The 21,144-nt window shown below is 37.8% G+C and carries 13 protein-coding genes; 7 read left to right on the forward strand and 6 right to left on the reverse strand.

Features of this window, described 5'->3' with window-relative positions; translation table 11 throughout:
• Positions 1 to 12 precede the first annotated feature (12 nt).
• Positions 13 to 1,671 carry an acyl-CoA dehydrogenase family protein gene (locus BMX40_RS06960; protein ID WP_090868234.1) on the forward strand — a complete coding sequence of 553 codons (1,659 nt, stop codon included), beginning with the start codon at positions 13 to 15 and terminating at the stop codon, positions 1,669 to 1,671.
• 164 nt (positions 1,672 to 1,835) lie between these two features.
• On the opposite strand, the gene BMX40_RS20150 is transcribed toward BMX40_RS06960, so the two are convergent.
• The 5 genes from BMX40_RS20150 to BMX40_RS06980 form a co-directional block, all read right to left on the reverse strand.
• Positions 1,836 to 1,973 carry a hypothetical protein gene (locus tag BMX40_RS20150; protein WP_170840692.1) on the reverse strand — a complete coding sequence of 46 codons (138 nt, stop codon included), beginning with the start codon at positions 1,971 to 1,973 and terminating at the stop codon, positions 1,836 to 1,838.
• 539 nt (positions 1,974 to 2,512) lie between these two features.
• Complete coding sequence (locus BMX40_RS06965; protein WP_090868235.1) at positions 2,513 to 3,355, reverse strand: CheR family methyltransferase; 843 nt, start codon at positions 3,353 to 3,355, stop codon at positions 2,513 to 2,515.
• Complete coding sequence (locus BMX40_RS06970; RefSeq protein WP_170840693.1) at positions 3,355 to 6,633, reverse strand: response regulator; 3,279 nt, start codon at positions 6,631 to 6,633, stop codon at positions 3,355 to 3,357. Before BMX40_RS06970 ends, BMX40_RS06965 begins: the two co-directional genes overlap by 1 nt.
• A gap of 39 nt (positions 6,634 to 6,672) precedes the next feature.
• The gene (locus BMX40_RS06975) at positions 6,673 to 9,156 is read right to left on the reverse strand and encodes an EAL domain-containing protein (protein ID WP_211753616.1); all 2,484 of its coding nucleotides are present in this window, start codon (positions 9,154 to 9,156) and stop codon (positions 6,673 to 6,675) included.
• Positions 9,157 to 9,278: 122 nt separating this feature from the next.
• Positions 9,279 to 11,900 (reverse strand): EAL domain-containing protein, encoded by a 2,622-nt coding sequence (locus BMX40_RS06980; protein ID WP_170840694.1) that lies wholly within the window; start codon positions 11,898 to 11,900, stop codon positions 9,279 to 9,281.
• Between the two features lie 160 nt (positions 11,901 to 12,060).
• On the opposite strand from BMX40_RS06980, the gene BMX40_RS20155 reads away from it, so the two are divergent.
• Positions 12,061 to 12,213: a hypothetical protein gene (locus tag BMX40_RS20155; protein ID WP_170840695.1), complete on the forward strand. Its 153-nt coding sequence runs from the start codon at positions 12,061 to 12,063 to the stop codon at positions 12,211 to 12,213.
• A gap of 199 nt (positions 12,214 to 12,412) precedes the next feature.
• On the opposite strand, the gene BMX40_RS06985 is transcribed toward BMX40_RS20155, so the two are convergent.
• Positions 12,413 to 14,173, reverse strand: coding sequence for a glycoside hydrolase family 13 protein (locus tag BMX40_RS06985; protein ID WP_090868243.1), 1,761 nt, complete (start codon positions 14,171 to 14,173; stop codon positions 12,413 to 12,415).
• 259 nt (positions 14,174 to 14,432) lie between these two features.
• Between BMX40_RS06985 and BMX40_RS06990 the strand changes: the two genes are divergently transcribed.
• The 5 genes from BMX40_RS06990 (at position 14,433) to BMX40_RS07010 (ending at position 21,112) form a co-directional block, all read left to right on the forward strand.
• Complete coding sequence (locus BMX40_RS06990; RefSeq protein ID WP_090868245.1) at positions 14,433 to 15,728, forward strand: sugar ABC transporter substrate-binding protein; 1,296 nt, start codon at positions 14,433 to 14,435, stop codon at positions 15,726 to 15,728.
• Positions 15,729 to 15,891: 163 nt separating this feature from the next.
• A complete protein-coding gene (locus tag BMX40_RS06995; RefSeq protein ID WP_090868247.1) occupies positions 15,892 to 17,193 on the forward strand; it encodes a sugar ABC transporter permease in 1,302 nt (433 codons plus the stop codon).
• 5 nt (positions 17,194 to 17,198) lie between these two features.
• Positions 17,199 to 18,041 (forward strand): sugar ABC transporter permease, encoded by an 843-nt coding sequence (locus BMX40_RS07000; protein WP_090868562.1) that lies wholly within the window; start codon positions 17,199 to 17,201, stop codon positions 18,039 to 18,041.
• A 92-nt stretch (positions 18,042 to 18,133) separates the two neighbouring features.
• Entirely contained in the window at positions 18,134 to 19,789 is a 1,656-nt protein-coding gene (locus BMX40_RS07005; protein ID WP_090868249.1) for a glycoside hydrolase family 13 protein, read from the forward strand.
• Between the two features lie 306 nt (positions 19,790 to 20,095).
• Entirely contained in the window at positions 20,096 to 21,112 is a 1,017-nt protein-coding gene (locus BMX40_RS07010; protein ID WP_090868251.1) for a LacI family DNA-binding transcriptional regulator, read from the forward strand.
• Positions 21,113 to 21,144: the final 32 nt, after the last annotated feature.

Below are 21,144 nucleotides of genomic sequence, written 5' to 3' on the forward strand. Positions count from 1 at the left end.
GGAGAAAAAAACATGACAAACTTTTATAGACAGGATCCAAACCTGAAAGAGCTACTTGAAAACATGCTACCAGAGGATTTCTTCCAATATGCAAATCAACAACTAGACCAATTTGGCGCCTTGTGTGCCGGACCAATCGATGAGCGAGCAGTCCACACCGATCGGGAAGGCCAACCAAGGTTAATTCGCTACGATAAAATGGGCAATGAAGTTTCACGGGTGTGGTTGAATGAAGGATATAAGCAAACCATTTCAGAAACCTATAATACGGGAATTGTAGGCTATATCCATAAAGATATTCCGGAACTAGGACGAAAAGGAAATTATGTTTATTCATTTGCTCAAGCCTATTTATTGTCTCATGCAGAAGCGGGCTTTTATTGCCCAGTTACTTTGTCAAAGGCAACAGCCTATTTACTGGATCACTATGCATCTGAGGAGCTAAAAGCTACATTTTTGCCCCATGTTTTAGCAACAGGTGATGTGGAGTTGTATGAAGGTGCAACATTTTTAACCGAACGCCAAGGTGGGTCAGATGTTGGAGCAAATGAAGTTAAGGCAGAGAAATTCGGGAATTCCTACCGAATTAGCGGAGAAAAGTATTTTGCAAGTAATGCTGGTGCCTGTGGTGTAGCAATGGTATTGGCTCGGCTAGAGGGAGCACCAAGTGGTACGAAGGGGCTTAGTCTATTTCTTGTTCCTTGGGAAGAAAATCGAGCAAACGGCGGCCTACGAATTCGCCGGTTAAAAGATAAGCTTGGTGTTCGAGCGGTTCCTTCTGCAGAGGTTGAATTTGATAACGCAAAGGGGTTTTTAGTCGGAGAAGAAAATCAAGGGTTTTATTATATGATTGAAGCCCTAAATCTCTCACGTGTCTCCAATGCAATCGCCTCACTAGGAATTATGCGTCGGGCGTATTTAGAAGCAAAAAATTATGCGAACCAGCGAGAAGCGTTTGGAAAAAAGCTAACCGAATATCCAATGGTGCAAGCGACATTAAGTCACCTCGTAGCAAAGCAAGAGGTAGAAATGAATGCGATGTTTGAAGTGATTCAGCTAATGGATCGTGTTATGGGACGGGAAACAAAGCACGAAGCATCAGAGAAAGAACAGCTATTATTCCGGTTATATGTAGCGATTATGAAGAAGGAGACAGCAGAACAGGCCATTCATTTTGCTCATGAAGCAATCGAAATGCATGGTGGGAATGGATATATTGAGGACTTCGTGACACCGCGCTTGTTACGTGATGCCCAAGTTTTAACGGTTTGGGAAGGAACAGCCAATATATTAGGATTAGAAGTATTACGGTTAATTGGAAAGTATCATGTTGGCGAGCTTTTTGTAGAGGAAATGACCAGTCGACTGAAAAATGTACGTGACCAAAAGGTTGATACGTGGGTTGATCGTGTACGTCAGGAAATTGATTATCTTGTCCAATTCCTTGCGAACCTAAATGAAAAATCATCTCGTCTACAAACCTATCATTGCAAACAAATAGCTGAAAAGATGGCTGCCATTTTTGAAAGTGTTGTTGCTATTGAAATGATGGCAGAAGGAAAAAATCGAAAACAAGCGATTGCAGCCGTATATTTGCAAGGTTTATGGGAAAAGGATTCGTTGGAGGAAGAGCCTATCGTATTAGAGAAGTTTCATGAGTTAGTGATATAGTAGGTGCTTTGTGTCGTGGCGGAATCTTACTCGGGAAGGGCAGAGGGCGCTGATTCGAGATATCTAGAGATGCGTGCATCATATCGCAAATCACGCTCTATTTCGTTTCCGAGAATTAAAAAACGAGGCAATGGCCAAAATCTGGCGTATGCCTCGTGTCTAATTTATTCTTCTTCAACTTGTTCTGCAATTTTGCTAGCGATCCAACGCTTCGCAGTTGTTTCCTCTATTTCATAGACTTTACCTGCCCGTAGTAGCTCTCCACGATATGCTGTTTGAATGTTCATTTTTATTTTGACCATGTAGAAGTCTCCCCTGATATAAAATGATGTATATTTACATTATAATACAAAAAAAGGAAAATGCATGCTGTTTTTGATGCATTAATCCATTTTTAATCTAATTGTAATGTAAAAGAAGAGACTGAGCCAAAAGTGTTTTAGTCATAGTAAAATCCGAACCTTTTACAATTTGGTTCGGATTTTACTTTTAGGCAGTTAAACACAGCTATTGTAAACTTAGCAATAAATTGAAATGATTATTGGATGCATACATCCCGCTACGGAAATACATTTCGCTTTTCCGCGGGCGGCTGGTGAGCCTCCTCGTGCTGACGCACTGTGGGGTCTCACCGATGCCTTTCCTCCCGCGGAAAGCGAAGTATTCTGCCGAAGCGGTATTTCAGAACTTTATTATGTTGGAAAAAACACTACTACACTAGTGGTCAATTATATTAAATTAGAGTCGATCGATTAAAGCTGAACAATTTAAACACCCACACCCTAATTGTTCGTCTTTAGAAGAGAACTTTTTAGTTTTGTCCCAGCCTCCTAAAGAACTACTATTTTACTTTCTGAAATAACTTTTCCTTTGAATTGATTGCTTCATAGCATTTGAGTTTTTCTTTGTTGGAAATTGTTTCTTTGTCACCTAACCCCAAAACACCAAACATACTTAGGCTTTCGTAAAAGAGATCATGTACCTTGTGCTGCAATGACTTATTAAAATAGATGAGAACATTGCGGCATAAAATAACATGGAATTCGTTGAAGGACTGGTCAGTTACTAGATTATGCTGGGCAAAGATGATGTTTTTTGTCAGCGTAGGATGGAATTGAGCCGTATTCCCAGTTACCGTATAGTACTCCGAAAATGCCATTTTTCCACCAGCTTTTAGGTAGTTACTCGTATACTTTTTCATGTGTTCCAGTGGAAACTGTCCGTTTTTGGCAACCTTTAAAACCTTATCATTGATATCTGTCGCATAAATTTTCGTTTTATCGTACAGCCCTTCTTCCTGGAGCAGAATGGCCATGGAATATACTTCTTCTCCTGTCGCACATCCAGCATGCCAAATTCGTATCGAAGGATAGGTTCGTAATAATGGAACGACCTTTTCACGAAACTGTAAAAAGAAGGAGGGATTACGAAACATTTCCGTTACATTAATGGAGAAGTCGGAAATAAGCTGTGCTAAACACTTCTGATCCTGGAGCACTTTATCTAGTAATTCAAGAATACTAGACAGCTTTTCGGCTTGAACGCGATGCCAAATTCTTCTTTTAAGAGAGTGGTACGAATAGTCTCGATAATCGTATCCGTACCACTTATAGATTCCTTGTAAAAATAAATCAATTTGTACTTTCTCTAGCTCATCAAGCGATTGTTGATTTGTTTTTACCATTAAGCTTCGTTCCCATCCTGTTGGAATAACCAAACTTTGATTAACGAAATTAACTGATCTGGATTAATTGGTTTAACGATATAATCCGAAGCACCAACCTCCAAGCTCTTTTCTCGGTCCTCCCGCATTGCTTTCGCGGTTAAAGCGATAATTGGGAGTTTTTGATAAGCAGGTATTTCCCGTATTCTACTGATTGCTTCATAACCATCCATTTCAGGCATCATAATATCCATTAGGATTAAGTCAACACCAGGGTCATTATTCATAATTTCGAGTCCTTCCAATCCATTTTCCGCAAAGATGATATCCATTCCATATACTTCAAGTATGCTAGATAATGCATATACATTTCGAATATCATCGTCTACTAAAAGCACTTTCTTTCCTTTAAAATCCGTTTTAGCGGTATTTGGATCCTCTTGTACATGCTCCAAGCAAGTAGAAAGGTCGGTTTTATCTCCATTTAGGTATAGCTCTAATTCCTCTTTTAACCGTTGTGGAGAATGCTCGTCTTTGATAATGATTGTATGGGTGTATTTATTTAAATAACGTTCTTCTTTTGGCGTTAAATCTCTTCCAGTATAAACAATTACTTTTAGGTTTTCATTTTCCTCTAATTCCATCATTTGTTCGAGTAATTCAAAACCTGTCGTATCGGTCAGCCCTAAGTCAAGGACTACACAATCAAATGCATTTCGATTCAGTTCCTTAATTGCTTCATTCCCGGTTGAAACAGCTTTAATAATTACATTCATTTCACCTACAAGCTCTAGTAAACTATTTCGTTGATTTAGATCATCATCAACGATTAATAGTCGTTTGATGTGGCTGTTTTCCTCTTCCTCTGGCTCTGGCTCCAGCTGAGCTACCTCTACAAGAGCTTCCGGTTTTACAACCGTGTTACCTGTGCCATTGCTCTCAGGTTCAACAGTACCAGCAAGTTCATCTGCCCATAAAGGCCCTTCAACCTCGGCTGTTCCATCAAAATCGGATACATAGAACGTAAAAGTACTGCCCTTTCCTTCTTGGCTTTCGACTGTAAGTGAGCCACCTAACAAGGTAGCAATCTCTTTACTAATAGAAAGACCTAGGCCGGTTCCGCCGTATTTGCGACTCGTTGTTCCATCCGCCTGTTGAAAAGCCTCGAAGATTTGCTCTTGTTTTTCTTCTGAAATCCCGATTCCGGTATCCTGAACAGAAAAAGCAAATGTTGGTTTGCCCCCAAAAGTGTCATGCATATCAACTCGTAAGACTACTTTTCCTTTTTTCGTAAATTTGAAGGCATTCGAAAGAAGGTTTTTCAGCACTTGTTGAACTTTTATTTCATCACTGAAAAGGGTATCCGGTAATCCGCTTGCCAATTCAATCTCAAACTGTACATTTTTTTTATCTGCAACGGGTCTAAAGTTATTTTCTACAAAGTCGGTTAATTCACGTAGTAGGATATGACTTGGATGCACATCCATTTTTCCAGACTCAATTTTCGATAAATCTAATATATCGTTAATCAAAGTTAAAAGATCACGACCAGATGAATAGATTGTATTCGCGTATTCAACTTGCTTTGGAGATAAAGCCTTATTTGAATTCTCAGCAAGTAAATTAGATAGGATTAACATGCTATTTAAAGGTGTACGTAGCTCATGGGACATATTTGCTAGAAATTCTGATTTATATTTCGAGCTTAATGCCAGCTGTTGTGCTCTTTCTTCTAGCTCGGCCCTTGCGCTAATTAGTTCCTTGTTCTTTTCTTCAAATCGTTTATTTTGTTCTTCTAAACTATTCGCTTTTTCTTCTAGTTCGACATTTGCTTGCTCTAGTTCCTCTTGTTGCTCTTGAAGCTTTTCTTCAGACTCTCTCAATGCCATTGTTTGTTGTTCAAGCTCTTCATTCGTTGTTTTTAATTCATCTTGCTGGATCTGTAATTCCTCAGATTGTGCTTGAACTTCTTCTGTTAGTGCCTGGCTTTCTTCCAATGCTTTCGCCAATCGGAAACGGCCTTGGACACTTTCCAGCATAATTCCTAAATCATCGGATAGTTCTTCAATTAGAGAACGTTGACTATCACTGAATGATTCAAAGGATGCTATTTCGAGTACAGCCTTCACCTCATCCTCAAATATAATTGGCATTACATACAAACTTAGTGGAGACGCTTCTCCCAATCCAGACTGAATGGAAACATAGTCTGTGGGAACATTGGATAAAATAATCGGTTCTTTTTCAAGTGCTGCTTGGCCAATGATTCCTTCTCCTATTTTGATTTCATTTGTCATATGCTTTCTGTCTTTAAACGCATAGGATGCCCGTAGTTTAAAGGATGGATTGTTCTCATCATTTTGATCGTCTTTTACATAGAAGACTGCATGGCTTCCATTTACTAAAGGAACGACCTTTGATAGGAAGGTTTTTAATAAACTTTCCACTGTTTTAGAACCAGTCATACTTGTTGTTACATCTGCAATATGTGTCTTTGTCCACGTTAGCTCTTGCTCACGATTGCGTTGTTCTTCCACAGATTTTGCCATTTGATTAAACGATTTGGCAACCTCATCAATTTCATCATTCGATAGAACTTCTACTTCCGAAGCAGCGTCCACGTCTCCATTGGCAATATGGTACATTTCGTTGGAAACATTCCTTAATCTCGACGATAGTAACCATATGCTTCTCAATAAAAGACTCATAATAATAAGGATGGTTAGTCCGATGACAACGGATTGAACAATCATTTCCCTAGTGAAATTGTTCATCACGGTTTGAAGGGATGAATACATATCCGATTCAAAGGTTGTTGTAAGATCAGCAATAAGTTCTTGAAAATCATTATTGAGTTCTGTTGCGTTTTCATTCATAACATTCGTTGCTTGCTCTAAATTACCACTCGTAGCTAGGTCGATTATTTGTTCTTTAAATACATTAAATTCAACATTTGTACTGGACAATTCATTAATTAATTCTTTTTGTTCAGGTGTAAAGGCCCTTGCTTCCAAGCTTGCAATGTTAGTTGAAACCCGTCCACTAGCAGCTTCCATTTTGTTAATCTCTGGAAGCATAGAATCCGATCCATTTGAAAGAAGGATATTTCGTATACGCATTTCTTCCTCATGGATATCTGTATGAATTTCCTCTGCAATAATAGAGAGGTCATAGGTTTCCTGTAAATCTTCATTCATTTTATTAAAACTGGAAACTTGATACCAACCAATACCAATTGTAATTAAAATCAATATCGGTAAGGCACTAAGGGCTAGAAGTAATTTTGTTCTAATTTTCAAGATCATACATCCCTTCGAGAAAAAGGGGAAAGACTCATCTTACCCCTCATTAATACAAATTTGGTAGACCATAGCCATTGCTTGGGCACGGTCATTCACGTTAAGCTTTTGGAATATACGAGAAATATGGTTTTTAACCGTGTGCTCACTAATATACAGCTTCTCTGATATTTCCTTATTACTTAATCCTGCTAAAATAAGATCAAACACTTCTAACTCCCTTGAAGAAATCGCATGTTGTTCTTGAATCTTTTGAAGTGCTACTCTAATGATTTGTTGCTTTTCGATCGGTTCTGGTGTATCCACTACAAGTTTGGCAGGAGATTTAGGGTTATTATTTTTGAAAATATCAATTTTGTAGTCGCCTTGTACTAAAATCTCTTCCAACATATTCGGTACGATAGGCTTGCTAAATAAATATCCCTGTACTTCTTCACATTCTTGATTACGTAAAAAGTCTAGCTGATTTTCCGTTTCTACCCCTTCAGCAATTACATGCATGTTTAATGCTTTTGCTAAGGAAACAATAGACGTAATAATAAGCTTGTGTTGTTTTTTATCACTTGATATTTTTTGAATGAAGGATTTATCAATTTTTAACGTATTCACCGGCAATCTACTTAAGTAATGAAGAGAGGAATAGCCTGTACCAAAATCATCAATACTAATACAAATCCCCATGTCACTTAGCTGTTGTAATGTTTTCGTAGAATTCTCTTCATTCTCCACCACAACAGATTCCGTTATTTCAATTTCGATTAACTCTGGGTGAACATCATTGCTCTCTAAAATTCTCTGAATCATATCTGCTAAATCTTTTTGTAAAAATTGTTGTGAAGAGAAATTAATCGCTATTCGGATAGGTGGTATTCCTTCTTGTTTCCATGTATTGATTTGTTCACAAACTGTTTTGACAACCCAATCCCCAATTTCGACAATTTGCCCCGTTTCTTCAGCTAACGGAATAAATTCTAAAGGTGGCACCAACCCCCAGCTTGGGTGATTCCAACGAATAAGCGCCTCGGCACTTTCTACCTTACCGGTTTCTATATTTACCCGTGGCTGATAATGTAATTCAAACTCTTCTCGTTCAATAGCTCTACGGAGATCGTTTTGCAAGGAGAAAGAACGATAGGTTTGCATGTTCATGCCAGAGTGGAATACATTATAATTGTTTTTTCCACGCTCTTTCGCTCGGTACAAAGCTGCATGTGAGTTCTTGATTAATTCGAGGTAATCCTCGCCATCATATGGAAACACGCTTAATCCAATACTTGTCGTAATAAAAAGCTCGTAATTATTAATGAAAAATGGCAACTGAAATGCTTCGATTATTTTCTCTGCAATTAGTAAGGCACTTTCCCGGTCTGTATTGGGAAGGATAATCCCAAATTCATCGCCACCAATTCGAGCAACCAGATCTTCCTTTCGAACCGTATCCATTAAACGATTAGCGATTTCTTGAAGAATCTGGTCACCAATAACGTGACCAAGTGAATCATTAATGTATTTAAATCGATCCATGTTGAGGATCATGACACCTAAGGATTGATTCTGTTTTCTTGCAAGCTTAATCTGCTTTGGCAATTGAACATTCCATGATCTCCTATCAGGTAAGTCCGTCAAAATATCATGGTAAGCCATGTACTTGATCATTTCTTCATTCTTCTTTTGGTCTGTTATATCACGAATTGTGCATGCAAACATCAAAGTATCGTTTACTTTTTTCAATCCAATTTGCACTTCAGCTAAAAATGTTGAACCATCTTTTTTAGTGATCATTAATTCCTTTTGCTTTTCATAGCCTTCAATATGTCCGACCTTTTTGCTTGCTTGAAGAATGTCCTGCATGTACTTTTGGGCATCCTCCTCCGAAAACACCATATAAATGCTGCTACCAATAATGTCTTTTTCCGTATATTGTAGTGTTTTCTGTACGGATGGATTGATTTTTTGAATAACACCATCTTCATCAAGCACAATCATCGAATCGATAGATGTTTCGCTGATCACATTTGCTAGCGCCTCGGAAATTCGTAATTTTTCTGTCGTGCTGGTTAATTCCAGATTTGCTTTTTCTAACGCATTTTTCTGGTCATTCAACATAGAAGCTTGTTGAATTAGTTGTTGCTTTAGTTTATATATATCAACAAACCCTTCCACCTTAGACTTAAGGATGAGAGGGTCCACTGGTTTAAGAATATAATCGATTGCCCCAACGGAATATCCCATAAAAATATGTTCCGATTCCATGTTATTAGCAGTAATAAACAAAATTGGGATGTCCTTTGTTTTTTCACGTGCTTTAATGATTTTAGCTGTACTAAATCCGTCCATATCTGGCATTTGTACATCTAATAAGATGAGTGCAAAGTTATATTTTAATAAAAATTTAAGAGCTTCTTCACCAGAAGAAGCCTTTACAAGGTTATATTCATCTTTTTCAATTATGGCCTCGATTGATAATAGGTTTTCTGGGCGATCATCAACAAGTAGGATATTTATTTTGTCTGGTTGACTCATCGTAATCCCTTCCTTCATTAGACGTAGTATAATTTCTAATTATACCTTATCATAACCGTTAGAAGAAAGGGACAAAATTTTACAAAAACGAATGAAATGTCAGTGAATTTTTTTATTGCTGCCTACGATGGTTGAAAGGATCGTAGTTGTTTTAAATAAGTGAACCGGTCTTCTCGAAAGATATTGCTGTTTGGAACAACTGGATGTTGTCGCAACTGATCTTGGAAATCATTTAAGATTTTTATTAACTTTTCTCTTGCTTGGCTGTCGATGGTAAGTTCTACTCCATACTCGTAAATACCTTTAACTTCTTCCTTCCAGGCAATTTTTCCATTTAACTGGATAAGGTTTCCTAGAATAGTTGTTTCAAAGTTATAAAAAATGTCTGTTCGTACTGGGAGATGAATATTGGATAGAAATCGTAACCCACCTGGACCAATATCTTCAATCAATATTTCCGTTGTTCCAACTTGTACCTTTTCCCCATGTAAGAGCGATAAGGTCATTTCCGCTTTGATTGGAAAAGTTAACGGAATTCGAAAGTGCTTTCTTCGATTTTTTTGTTGTGTCAATTGATCTTCAAAAGAGACTTTCAATATTTGTTGGTGCAAAAGAGTCCGAAATTCTTCTTCAGGAACCGGTTTACTATATAAGTATCCTTGTATTTCTTGGCATTCTTGTTCCTTCAAAAAGGCGAGCTGTTCGATCGTTTCCACGCCTTCTGCCACGACATTTAAATTTAACCCTTTCGTCATGAGGATTAGGGACTTGAGAATTACTTCCACACTTTCTGACTTTGTTATTTGTCTCGTAAATGATTGGTCAATCTTCACCGTACTAATAGGAAACTTGTGAATATAGGATAGGGATGAATAACCTGTCCCAAAATCATCCAAAGCAATACGAATCCCTATTTCTCGTAAATATTCCAGAGCTGCTTCAACCGGTTTCTCGTATTGTATAATCGTCGTCTCTGTTATTTCAAACTCAATAAGAGAAGGATCTGTACTGGTTTCTTCAAGGATGGATATAATTGTTTCCTTCCAGTCATTTTTAAGAAATCGTTGCGCAGAAATATTAATCGAAATTGGAATAATTGGTAGATTTTCATTCGTCCATTCTTTTAAGAACAGACAGGACTGCTTCAATACCCAATCCCCAATATCATTTACAAAACCAGTTTCTTCAGCAAGAGGAATAAACTCCCTAGGTGATACCATCCCCCAAACGGGATGCTCCCAACGTATCAACGCTTCCGCACTTACTATTTTCCCTGTAGATGATTCCACTCTAGGTTGAAAATGAATACGTAACTCATTATTGTTAATTGACTTTCGCAAGTCGCGTTCTAGATAGTATTTTTTAAATGAATCAATATTTAAAGAAGGTGAATAAATCTGGTACGTATTTTTCCCATAGTGCTTCGCGCGGTACAGTGCAATATCTGCATTTTTCATGAGTTCTTCCACGGATTGTCCATTAGCAGGAAAAGAGCTAATTCCGACACTAGTCGTGATTTTCAATTCATAGTCCGCGATAATGAAGGCTTCACCAAGACTATCGATTATTTTTTTCGCCATGACGACTGGATAGTCTGCTTGATTCGTTTCAGTTAGCAACACAGCGAATTCGTCTCCACCAATTCGAGCTAACATGGCATTCTCTTGTAATACTTCCTTTAAGCGGCTACAGATTTGCTGTAACAATTTATCACCTACAAGATGACCTAGGGAGTTATTAATGCTACGAAAACGATCGAGATCCAAGTACATGATAGAAAATTCTTCCTGCGTGTGCTTGTACGACTCAATTAGGGATGCTACCTGTTGATCAAACAATGTTCGATTTGGTAGATCGGTTAAATAGTCATGATAAGCAAGGCGCATGATCTTCTGCTCATATTTTTTTTGAGCGCTAATATCGGTAATAATGCCGTCTAACCGTATGAGGTTTCCGTTATCGTCCAATACAGGTAATGTTTGATCCTGCACCCAAACGACATTTCCATTTTTATGGATGATTCGATATTGATGAAATAGGTTCTCCCCATGATATAAAGTTGGCTGCTTTGCCTGGTAAGCTTCAACATCCTCTGGGTGAATGAGCGAATCCCAAAGAATTTTATTAAACTGTTCCGGTGAATAGCCTGTTATCTTTTCAATTCCTTGAGAAGTCCAGTAATGCTTTGCGCTGATGTCATAGGACCATATACCAGCTTGAAGGTTATGAGCAATATTTTGAAACGTACTCTCCGTTTCGTGAAGGTCCTTAAGTAATCTTCTCGTTGTAGTAACGTCTTCAATTATGCCGATCAACCGGATAGGCTCGCCACTTTCATTTAATAGGATTTCAGCTTGAATGGTTGCATCAAAACGTTCTCCGTCAGCTCGTAACATTGATAGCTCTGTACTGAAATTTGCTTTATTCAGGATCGACTTTAAAACCGTTTGATAATAGGAATCTCTGTTATCGCAATGGATAAAGTCCAAGCATTTTTTTAAACTTAACGTTAAGTTTGTATTAGGATCAATGCGGAAAAGTTCCAGTAATTGCTTACTAAAATAAGAAATATCTTGTTTAATATCATAGTCCCAAAAACCAAGTTTTAGATTATTTTTCGGTATATCTTGAATCATTTGTAACTCGGACATGTCATTGTCCGTAATAGCGTTATTTTCATTAGACCCTAGCGAAGTTTTATTCGCTCTACCCCCTATGTTACATATGAGCGATGAATTGATCATGTTTCCTACTCCTTTATACATATTAAATCCGAGAAGTTTACGACATATGTTTAATTCCTATTGTCGTGTATGACAAGGGAAAAAGGTATCACCTACTATTCTTATTTTTTGTTCCGATAATAGGAATGGGGAATAGGAATATCTTCCTATTGGGGAGCTGTTGTGTAAAATCGTTCGTAAAGGGGACATTGTATACCTATATGAAATAAATGCGAAGAAGATTTTAGCAGGTGATACCGTAATCTTGTATAAGGATTATTCATCTGTGGAATCAATTATGGGGAAAGGGTATTTAAAGCATGGTGGAAATTGATTTAAGGAGAAGCTCCAGTGGTGAAGAAACCGACATCGTTTGTTTAAGGTAATAATAGAAAAAGAGGATCCACTTTTGTCACTACGTGTGGATCCTCTATCTGTTCAATTCGGTATATCCTATTGATTCGAAACGGCAGTGTATATTCAGCACCGGCTCTCAGTAAGAGACATCAACTGCTTTAGAACCATATCTAGAGTTACTGTTCAAATATACGAAAGCCAAGTGGTGAAACGTTGATCGTAGATAAATCTGACACAGATTGTTTTTGTATCGAGGACATATCCTCTAGCTTCCATTCGTTGCAAGGACCATACTGCCCCAAATTAACTTGGATCGGATCCATGCTATTGTTCAAAATGAAGATAAGTGTTTTATCTGCATGAAACTTTTCATACACGATGTAATTCTGATCATTATTTGCTTCTACCATTCGAAAGTCGGCGTGATTTCCGAAGACAGGTTCTAGTTTCCGTAATTCAATTAATCCTTTCACAAACTCAAATAAATCTCTATTCTGATTCGTTTCATCCCATTCCATGCAAGCACGACAACCAGGGTCCTGACCACCTGCCATACCAATTTCATCCCCGTAATAAATACACGGCGAACCAATAAAACTGAGCTGGAATAAGTATAATAGTTTTACACGATCTAGGTTACCATTAGCTAGGGTTAAGATTCTCGGTGTGTCATGACTATCTAATAGATTAAATGCTACTTCATTGACATGTTTGGGATACATATGGAGCACATTCGTGATGGAACTCGCAAAGTTTTCCGCACTCATCTCATTTTTCCCGAAATAGTCAATTGCCCCGTTTGTAAATGGGTAGTTCATCACGGCATCAAATTGATCTCCTTGTAACCAAGGCATGGAATCATGCCAAATTTCCCCTAAAATATATGCATCCGGTTTCGCGTCTTTTACAACGCTACGGAATTCACGCCAGAAAGCGTGGTCTACTTCATTGGCTACATCTAAACGCCATCCATCAATATCAAAATCCTCAATCCAATAACGGGCAACTTTTAGTAAATAATCTTTAACGACTGGATTGTCTGTATTCAACTTTGGCATGGAACCAACAAAAGCGAATGTATCATAGTTCGGCTTAGGCTCTGGTGTTACTGGATAATCCCAAATATGAAACCAGTCTTTATACGTAGAATTTTCCTGATTTTTTAATACATCTTGAAACGGAGGAAAATAATAACCACTATGGTTAAACACGGCATCTAACATTACCCGAATACCTCGTTTGTGACTCTCCTTTACCAAACGACGGAAGGTTTCTTTATCACCAAACTGCGGATCAATTTCCATATAATCAATCGTGTCATATTTATGATTGGAATAGGCTTTGAAAATAGGTGTGAAATAAATACCTGTGATCCCCAGTTCAACTAAATGATCCAGGTGATCGATTACTCCTTGAAAATCGCCCCCGAAAAAGTTAGTTGGCGTTGGGTCGGTCGATCCCCATTCTAATGTACCTTCCGGGTTAATGGAAGGATCTCCATTCCCAAATCGTTCTGGGAAAATTTGATACCAAACCGTGTCCTTTACCCATGAAGGTGGCGTGAATACGTCTGCTTTGTTGAGGTAGGGGAAGCAGAAGTAGTACGCAGTATCGGCAGGAACTTCTTCAAAGTAACCTCGCTCTGTGTATATAATCGATTCTTTGTCATCTGAACAATGAAAGCCATAGCGCATCCTACGAAATTCTGGTTTGACTGTTGCGAACCAAAAATCATATTCCATAGTAGAGCCTGATTTTATCATTTCACTAGATTTATAGTTCCATTTTTCGTCTTGCCAATCATAAGGATCCCCATAGATAAGAGATACCTTTTCAACGTCATTTTTCTTTGTTTGTAGCAAAATATGCAATGTTTCTTCATCGTACGCATAGGCATAATTATTTTTTGGTCGATGATAGATAGCTTCACGCAACATTTTTCGTAACACTCCCCATTAATACAAACGTTTGCACGAAATTGTATTCTAGATTAAATAAAAGTTGAAATATCTTATGTTAAGTATAACAGATTTATTTTAAAATGTAAGCGTTAACCACTATATGATTGTTGAAATGAAAACGTTAAAAATAATAGTTGATTTTTATCGATTACAATGTATAATGAAATTAAAGCAATTGCGCAAACGTTTTCACGCAATCGCTAAAAATATAAGATCCTTAGGGGAGGTTACTTAGATGAAAAAATGGCTAGGTGCATTCGTTTTATTCGTTTTACTTATTGGGGTACTTGCTGCATGTGGACCTGATGACGTGCAAAAAGAACCAAGTGAATCAGGAGGAGAAAACGCAGAAGAAGGAGCAAATGAATCTGCAGAAATGCCTGAGAAACCAGAGAGCCTTACGCTTTGGGTAAACGCTGAAGAAAAGCAAGAGGATGCAGTTACCGAAATAACAGAAAAATATACAGAAGAAACAGGTATTGAGGTAGAACTTGTACCAGTAGATATGTTGGAACAGGTTGAAAAGTTAGATGTAGAAGGACCAGCAGGAAATGGGCCTGATATTATATTCCAACCACATGATCGTATTGGGGATTTAGCAATGCGTGGTTTAGTTGATCCAGTAGATTTGGGTGAAACAGAAAGCGATTACACAGATATCTCATTGGAAGCTGTAACATATGATGGTGACTACTGGGGATATCCAGCGGTAATGGAAACATATGCAATGTACTATAATAAATCCTTAGTTGATGAACCAGAAACAATGGACGATATCATGGCAATTGCAGAAGATTATACAGACCAAAGCCAGGATCAATTTGGCTTCTTAATGGAAGCTGCTAATTTATACTTTGTATATCCATTCTTCTCTGGATATGGAGCTTACGTATTTGACTTTGACGGAGAAAATTACGATATCAATAATGTTGGACTTGCTAATGAAGGTGCGAAACAAGGTGGAGAACTTGTTAAAACATGGTTTGACAATGGGTATATTCCACAAGATCTAACTCCAGATATTATGAATGGTCTATTTAAAGAGGGGAAAGTTGCAACTGTATTGAACGGCCCTTGGATGGTTCGTGAATATGCTGAAGCGCTAGGCGATGACTTAGGTGTTGTTCCACTACCAGTCCTTGAGAATGGGGAAAATCCTAAATCATTTGTAGGTGTGAAATCATACATGCTTTCCTACTACTCAGAAAATAAAGAGTGGGCACAAGATTTAATGGCATTTATTACAAATGAAGAAAATTCATTACATTACTATGACGTTGCAGGAGAAATGCCTCCTCGTAATGATGCAGTTGAAAACTCTGTGATTGCCGATGATCCTATTTACTCAGCATTTGCAGAACAGACTCAATATGGTGAACCAATGCCAAATGTACCGGCGATGCAACAAGTTTGGGATCCATTTAATGATGCACTTAGCTTTATCTCTAAAGGAGAACCTGTAGATGAAGTGTTAGAAGAAGCGGTTCAAACAATTCAAGATAATATTGATGCTTCAGGTGCGAATAATTAATGATGAAATATGGGAGCTATTAGCTCCCATATCCCTTTATCCCGTATATAATTGGCAGTTAGCCCCTTGTAAAGCGGGCAAGTGGGGATAGAAGACTAATATAATAGTAGATTCATTTATTATCCTGCAAGTTTTGTTTAATTGGTATTAGGAGGATACAGATATGGCTAATAATCAAAATGAGAGGAAAGCCGGAATAAGCCAACCCCGAAATATCGCTACACTGTTATCTATCTTGGTTCCAGGATTGGGCCAGATATATAATCGTCGTATAGTAAAAGGAATAATTCTTCTTATTATTACAATCTCATTTTTAGTTACGATGTGGAACTATATAGACATAGGGATTTGGGGATTATTTACGCTTGGTACAATTCCACAGGAGCATCATTCTATTCAGCTGTTACTGCAAGGATTGATTTCATTAATCGTATTAGCGTTTGGAATTGCAATCTATGCTTATAACTTAATAGATGCTAGAAAGGATGCAATTGCAAGGGAAGAGGGAAGACCGAATCCTACATTTATAAAAGGGATGTCTAATTTTTATGACAAAGGTTTTCCGTATTTTATGATTTTACCTGGATTGATCATGCTTGTATTTATTGTTGTTTTACCGTTATTGTTCATGCTTGCATTGGCATTTACGGACTATAACCAATACAACGCCCCACCACGTAATTTACTAAATTGGGTTAGCTTCGATAACTTTGTAAATTTAGTAAACGTGGATATTTGGAAGGATACCTTCTTTAGTGTTTTTACTTGGACGATTGTTTGGACAGTAGTAGCAACCACTTTACAAATAGTCCTCGGATTTTTCTTAGCTTTACTAGTTAATGATAAGCGAATTAAGTTTAAGCGTACGATCCGTACGGTATTAATCTTACCCTGGGCCGTACCGGCGTTTGTTTCGATCTTAATCTTTTCAGCATTATTTAACCCAACCTTTGGGGCGATCAATCGTGATCTATTAGCACAATTTGAAATCATGATACCGTGGCTTTCTGATCCGTTCTGGGCAAAGGTAGCCTTAATCATGATTCAAACCTGGCTGGGTTTTCCGTTTGTATTTGCATTATTTACAGGGGTGCTTCAAAGTGTACCATCTGATATGTATGAAGCTGCAGATGTTGATGGTGGAACACGTTGGCAAAAATTACGTCATATCACCGTTCCACATGTACTATTTGCGACAGCTCCATTGTTAATTATGCAATACGCGCAGAATTTTAATAACTTTAACATTATTTATCTATTCAATGAAGGTAACCCACCGGTACGTGGTCAAAATGCTGGAGGTACGGATATTCTCATTTCATGGGTATATAAATTAACTTTTGAAACAAATAATTACAATATGGCTGCAGCAATAACGATTATTATGGGAGTTCTAGTCATGGGATTTGCATTTTATCAGTTTAGAAAAACGGCAGCTTTTAAAGAAGAAGGGGGACGTTACTAATGTCGATGAACAGAAAAACAAAATCTAAAATAGAAGTGACGTTCATCTATCTCTTTTTCTTAATTATGTTTGTCATCATTGGTTACCCTTTATTTTGGGCGGTTATGATGAGTTTAAATCCAGGAACGAATATGCTTGTTACCGATTTATTCCCTGACAATCCTACACTGGAGCATTATAAATGGCTGTTTACGGATCCGAAAAGTGATTACTTAATTTGGTATAAAAATAGTCTATTTATTGCCATATTGAATGCTGCTGGATCAATCGTCATTACATCCCTTATTGCTTATGCGTTTTCACGCTACAAATTTGTAGGGCGTAAATACGGTTTATATATGTTTTTACTACTTCAAATGTTCCCAGCGTTAATGGGAATGGTAGCACTATACATCCTATTAAATACAATTGGTTTGACAGATTCACTTTGGGGATTGTTATTAATCTATTTAGGTGGACAAATCCCATTCAATGCGTGGTTAGTAAAAGGGTATTTTGATACGATTCCAAAAGAGTTAGATGAAGCAGCAAAAATCGATGGAGCAGGTCATTTGAAAATATTTTGGACAATCATGCTACCATTGGCCAAGCCAATCTTAGCAGTGGTTGCGTTATTTAACTTCATGGCACCATTCATGGACTTTTTACTACCACGAATTGTTTTGACAAGTCCAGAAAACTTTACGCTAGCATTAGGATTATTTAATTTCATTAATGACCAATTCTCAACTAACTTTACACGATTTGCTGCTGGAGCAATCTTGATTGCACTTCCAATTGCATTGGTGTTCCTACTATTACAGCGTTATCTGATTTCAGGACTAACTTCGGGAGCAACAAAGGGATAAACGGGGAAGTAGGATAGGAGAGGAACCAGTAATTTGGTACATTTCCTATCTCTTACCCACAACACGAATACGGAATAGTAAGGAGAATTTTTATGAAACAAGTATGGTGGAAAGAAGCCGTGGCATACCAAGTTTATCCACGAAGTTTTATGGACTCAAACGGGGATGGCATTGGAGATATCCAAGGAGTTATTTCTAAATTAGATTATTTAAAGGAATTTGGGATTGATGTTATCTGGATGAGCCCGATATATCAATCTCCAAATGATGATAATGGCTATGATATTAGCGATTATAAGGATATTATGGAGGAATTTGGTACGATGGAAGACTTTGATTTATTACTTCAAGAGGTACATCGTCGCGGCATGAAACTTATCATGGATCTAGTAATTAATCATACATCAGATGAGCATCCGTGGTTTATCGAATCACGTTCTTCTAAAGATAATCCTTATAGAGATTATTATATCTGGCATCCAGGAAAAGATGGAAAAGAGCCGAATAACTGGGAATCCATTTTTGGTGGTTCTGCATGGAAATATGATGAAAAAACAGATGAATATTTCCTTCATGTTTTCTCAAGCAAGCAGCCGGATTTAAATTGGGAAAATCCAACCGTTCGGAATGAATTATATGACATGGTCAATTGGTGGCTTGATAAGGGGATCGATGGATTCCGAGTGGATGCGATATCTCATATTAAAAAAGTTCCAGGTTTACCTGATATGCCAAATCCAGACAATAAGAAGTATGTTCCCTCCTTTGATGGACATATGAATCGCGATGGAATACAGGTCTTTTTAGAGGAGTTAAAGGAAAAAACTTTTTCTAATTATGATATTATGACTGTTGGAGAGGCAAATGGGGTTCGTGTTGACCAAGCAGATGAATGGGTTGGAGAGGAAAATGGAAAGTTCAACATGATTTTCCAATTCGAGCATTTAGATCTCTGGGGAAAAAATACGAACACCGGTTTAGATATACATGCATTGAAGCAAACATTGTCTAAATGGCAAACAGGCCTACAGGGTGTCGGCTGGAATGCCTTGTTCTTGGAGAACCATGACCAGCCCCGTTCGCTCTCAACCTGGGGAAATAGTGAAGCATACCGCGTGGAATCCGCTAAATGCTTGGCTACGATGTATTTTCTCATGCAGGGTACACCATTTATTTATCAAGGGCAGGAAATTGGGATGACAAATGTGAAGTTTCCTTCTATTGATGATTACGATGATGTTGGCATGCGAAACTATTATTACAATGAATTAGAAGCTGGAACTCCAGTAGAAGAGATTATGGAGGTCATTTGGAAGACTGGTCGAGATAACTCCAGAACACCAATGCAATGGACGGCAGAAAAGAATGCAGGTTTTACGACTGGTACACCGTGGATGAAAGTAAATCCAAACCATTCCGATATTAATGTGGAAAAGGAAATACAGAACCCCGATTCTATTTATCATTATTATAAAAATCTAATTCAGCTACGAAAAGAACATCAAGTTTTAGTTTATGGTAAATATAACCTAATTATGGAAGACCATGATCAAATATATGCGTATACGAGAGTGCTGGGGGATGAAACGGTAGTTATTTTAACGAATTTGTTTGCTGAAGAGGCATTCTTTAACTTACCAGTGGAGATCGAGAACCAAGCGAAAACGCTATTAATTAGTAACTATGATGATCAAAAAGAAAACGTGTTAAAGCCATATGAAGCGAGAGTTTATAAATTAGGTAGGTAGAGTGGAGCCTGGGGAAAGTTAACATGATTTAGTGGAAGAAGGTATAAATATAACTGGTGGTAGGACCCGCACTTCAAACTTCGAGGGAAAATCAAGAGGTTAAGTGGGGGTTCAACTGCTGTAAATGTCCAATTCATTTTATTTAACAATCAGTAGGAAATGAAGAAATTACTCACTGATTGAAGATTCGCTTTATCCAAAATAGAGCTAAACCAGTTTATGAAAATAGTAGGTAGTATCTGTCAAAATAATGTTATAATAAGTGAAGAGAAGCAACATAAACAAGAAAAGCAGAGGGTGAAAACCATGGTAACAATTAAAGATGTCGCAAAAGCTAGTGGGGTTTCACCCTCTACCGTATCACGTGTCATAGCAGATAACCCGAGAATTACTGAGGATACAAAGAAAAAAGTTCGAAAAGCAATGAAAAAGCTAGGCTATCATCCGAATGTGAGTGCTCGAAATCTGGTTGCCAAATCAACGAAGGCGATCGGAGTCATCATGCCATCACCAGCAAACACTGCCCTGCAAAATCCCTTTTTTCCGGAGGTATTGCGGGGAATAAGTTCTGTAATCCATGATGAACGATACTCGATGTCGCTTTCAACAGGGGAAACAGAAGAAGAAATATATCAAGAAGTGCAGCGAATGGTGTACGGTAGTTATGTTGATGGAGTTATCTTGCTTTATTCTCGTATTAACGATCGCGTAACCAATTTTCTTCTGGAGAATGATTTCCCGTTTGTTATTGTCGGGAAACCTTATGACCATGAAACTGAAATAACTCATGTGGATAATGATAACTTTAAAGCTGGAAAAGAAATTACCAATTACTTGATTGGTAAAGGTCATGAACGTATTGCATTTATCGGTGGATCAAGTGAATTATTTGTTACCATGGATCGTGAAGCGGGCTATAATACGGCACTTCAAGAAGCCGGTCTCATAAATCTAGATGCATACAAGATTCATACCGAATTTCTAAAGTCTGGTGGACGTGAAGCAGTTGAGTATTTACTATCACTCGAAACAAGGCCAACTGGCTTAGTCGTGAGTGATGATCTGATTAGTCTTGGTATTCTCAGCAGATTAGAAGAATCCGGCTTTCGAGTTCCGCAGGATTTTTCACTTGTTAGCTTCAATAATGTTTATTTGTCCGAAATTACTCGTCCAGCCCTAACAACGGTCGATGTAAAAATATATGAACTTGGCGCACAATCTGCCAAAGCTCTAATCGAGAAAACACAAAATAAAGATGAACCCGCAAAACGAATTATGATTCCACATAAAATGGTGTATCGTGATTCGGTGAGTGAGGTTTGAGGGAAGCCGTCCCTGGATGGGGCGGTTTTTTG

Origin of the sequence: Oceanobacillus limi (genome assembly GCF_900111445.1) — a bacterium.
Lineage (GTDB): Bacteria > Bacillota > Bacilli > Bacillales > Amphibacillaceae > Ornithinibacillus > Ornithinibacillus limi.

Bases quoted from the DNA above. Each gene is read 5' to 3' on its own strand.
- BMX40_RS20150 (WP_170840692.1), bottom strand. From the start codon at position 1,973: ATGGTCAAAATAAAAATGAACATTCAAACAGCATATCGTGGAGAGCTA.
- BMX40_RS06965 (WP_090868235.1), bottom strand. From the start codon at position 3,355: ATGGTAAAAACAAATCAACAATCGCTTGATGAGCTAGAGAAAGTACAA.
- BMX40_RS06960 (WP_090868234.1), top strand. From the start codon at position 13: ATGACAAACTTTTATAGACAGGATCCAAACCTGAAAGAGCTACTTGAA.
- BMX40_RS06990 (WP_090868245.1), top strand. From the start codon at position 14,433: ATGAAAAAATGGCTAGGTGCATTCGTTTTATTCGTTTTACTTATTGGG.
- BMX40_RS07010 (WP_090868251.1), top strand. From the start codon at position 20,096: ATGGTAACAATTAAAGATGTCGCAAAAGCTAGTGGGGTTTCACCCTCT.
- BMX40_RS07000 (WP_090868562.1), top strand. From the start codon at position 17,199: ATGAACAGAAAAACAAAATCTAAAATAGAAGTGACGTTCATCTATCTC.
- BMX40_RS06995 (WP_090868247.1), top strand. From the start codon at position 15,892: ATGGCTAATAATCAAAATGAGAGGAAAGCCGGAATAAGCCAACCCCGA.
- BMX40_RS07005 (WP_090868249.1), top strand. From the start codon at position 18,134: ATGAAACAAGTATGGTGGAAAGAAGCCGTGGCATACCAAGTTTATCCA.
- BMX40_RS06980 (WP_170840694.1), bottom strand. From the start codon at position 11,900: ATGATCAATTCATCGCTCATATGTAACATAGGGGGTAGAGCGAATAAA.
- BMX40_RS06975 (WP_211753616.1), bottom strand. From the start codon at position 9,156: ATGAGTCAACCAGACAAAATAAATATCCTACTTGTTGATGATCGCCCA.
- BMX40_RS06985 (WP_090868243.1), bottom strand. From the start codon at position 14,173: ATGTTGCGTGAAGCTATCTATCATCGACCAAAAAATAATTATGCCTAT.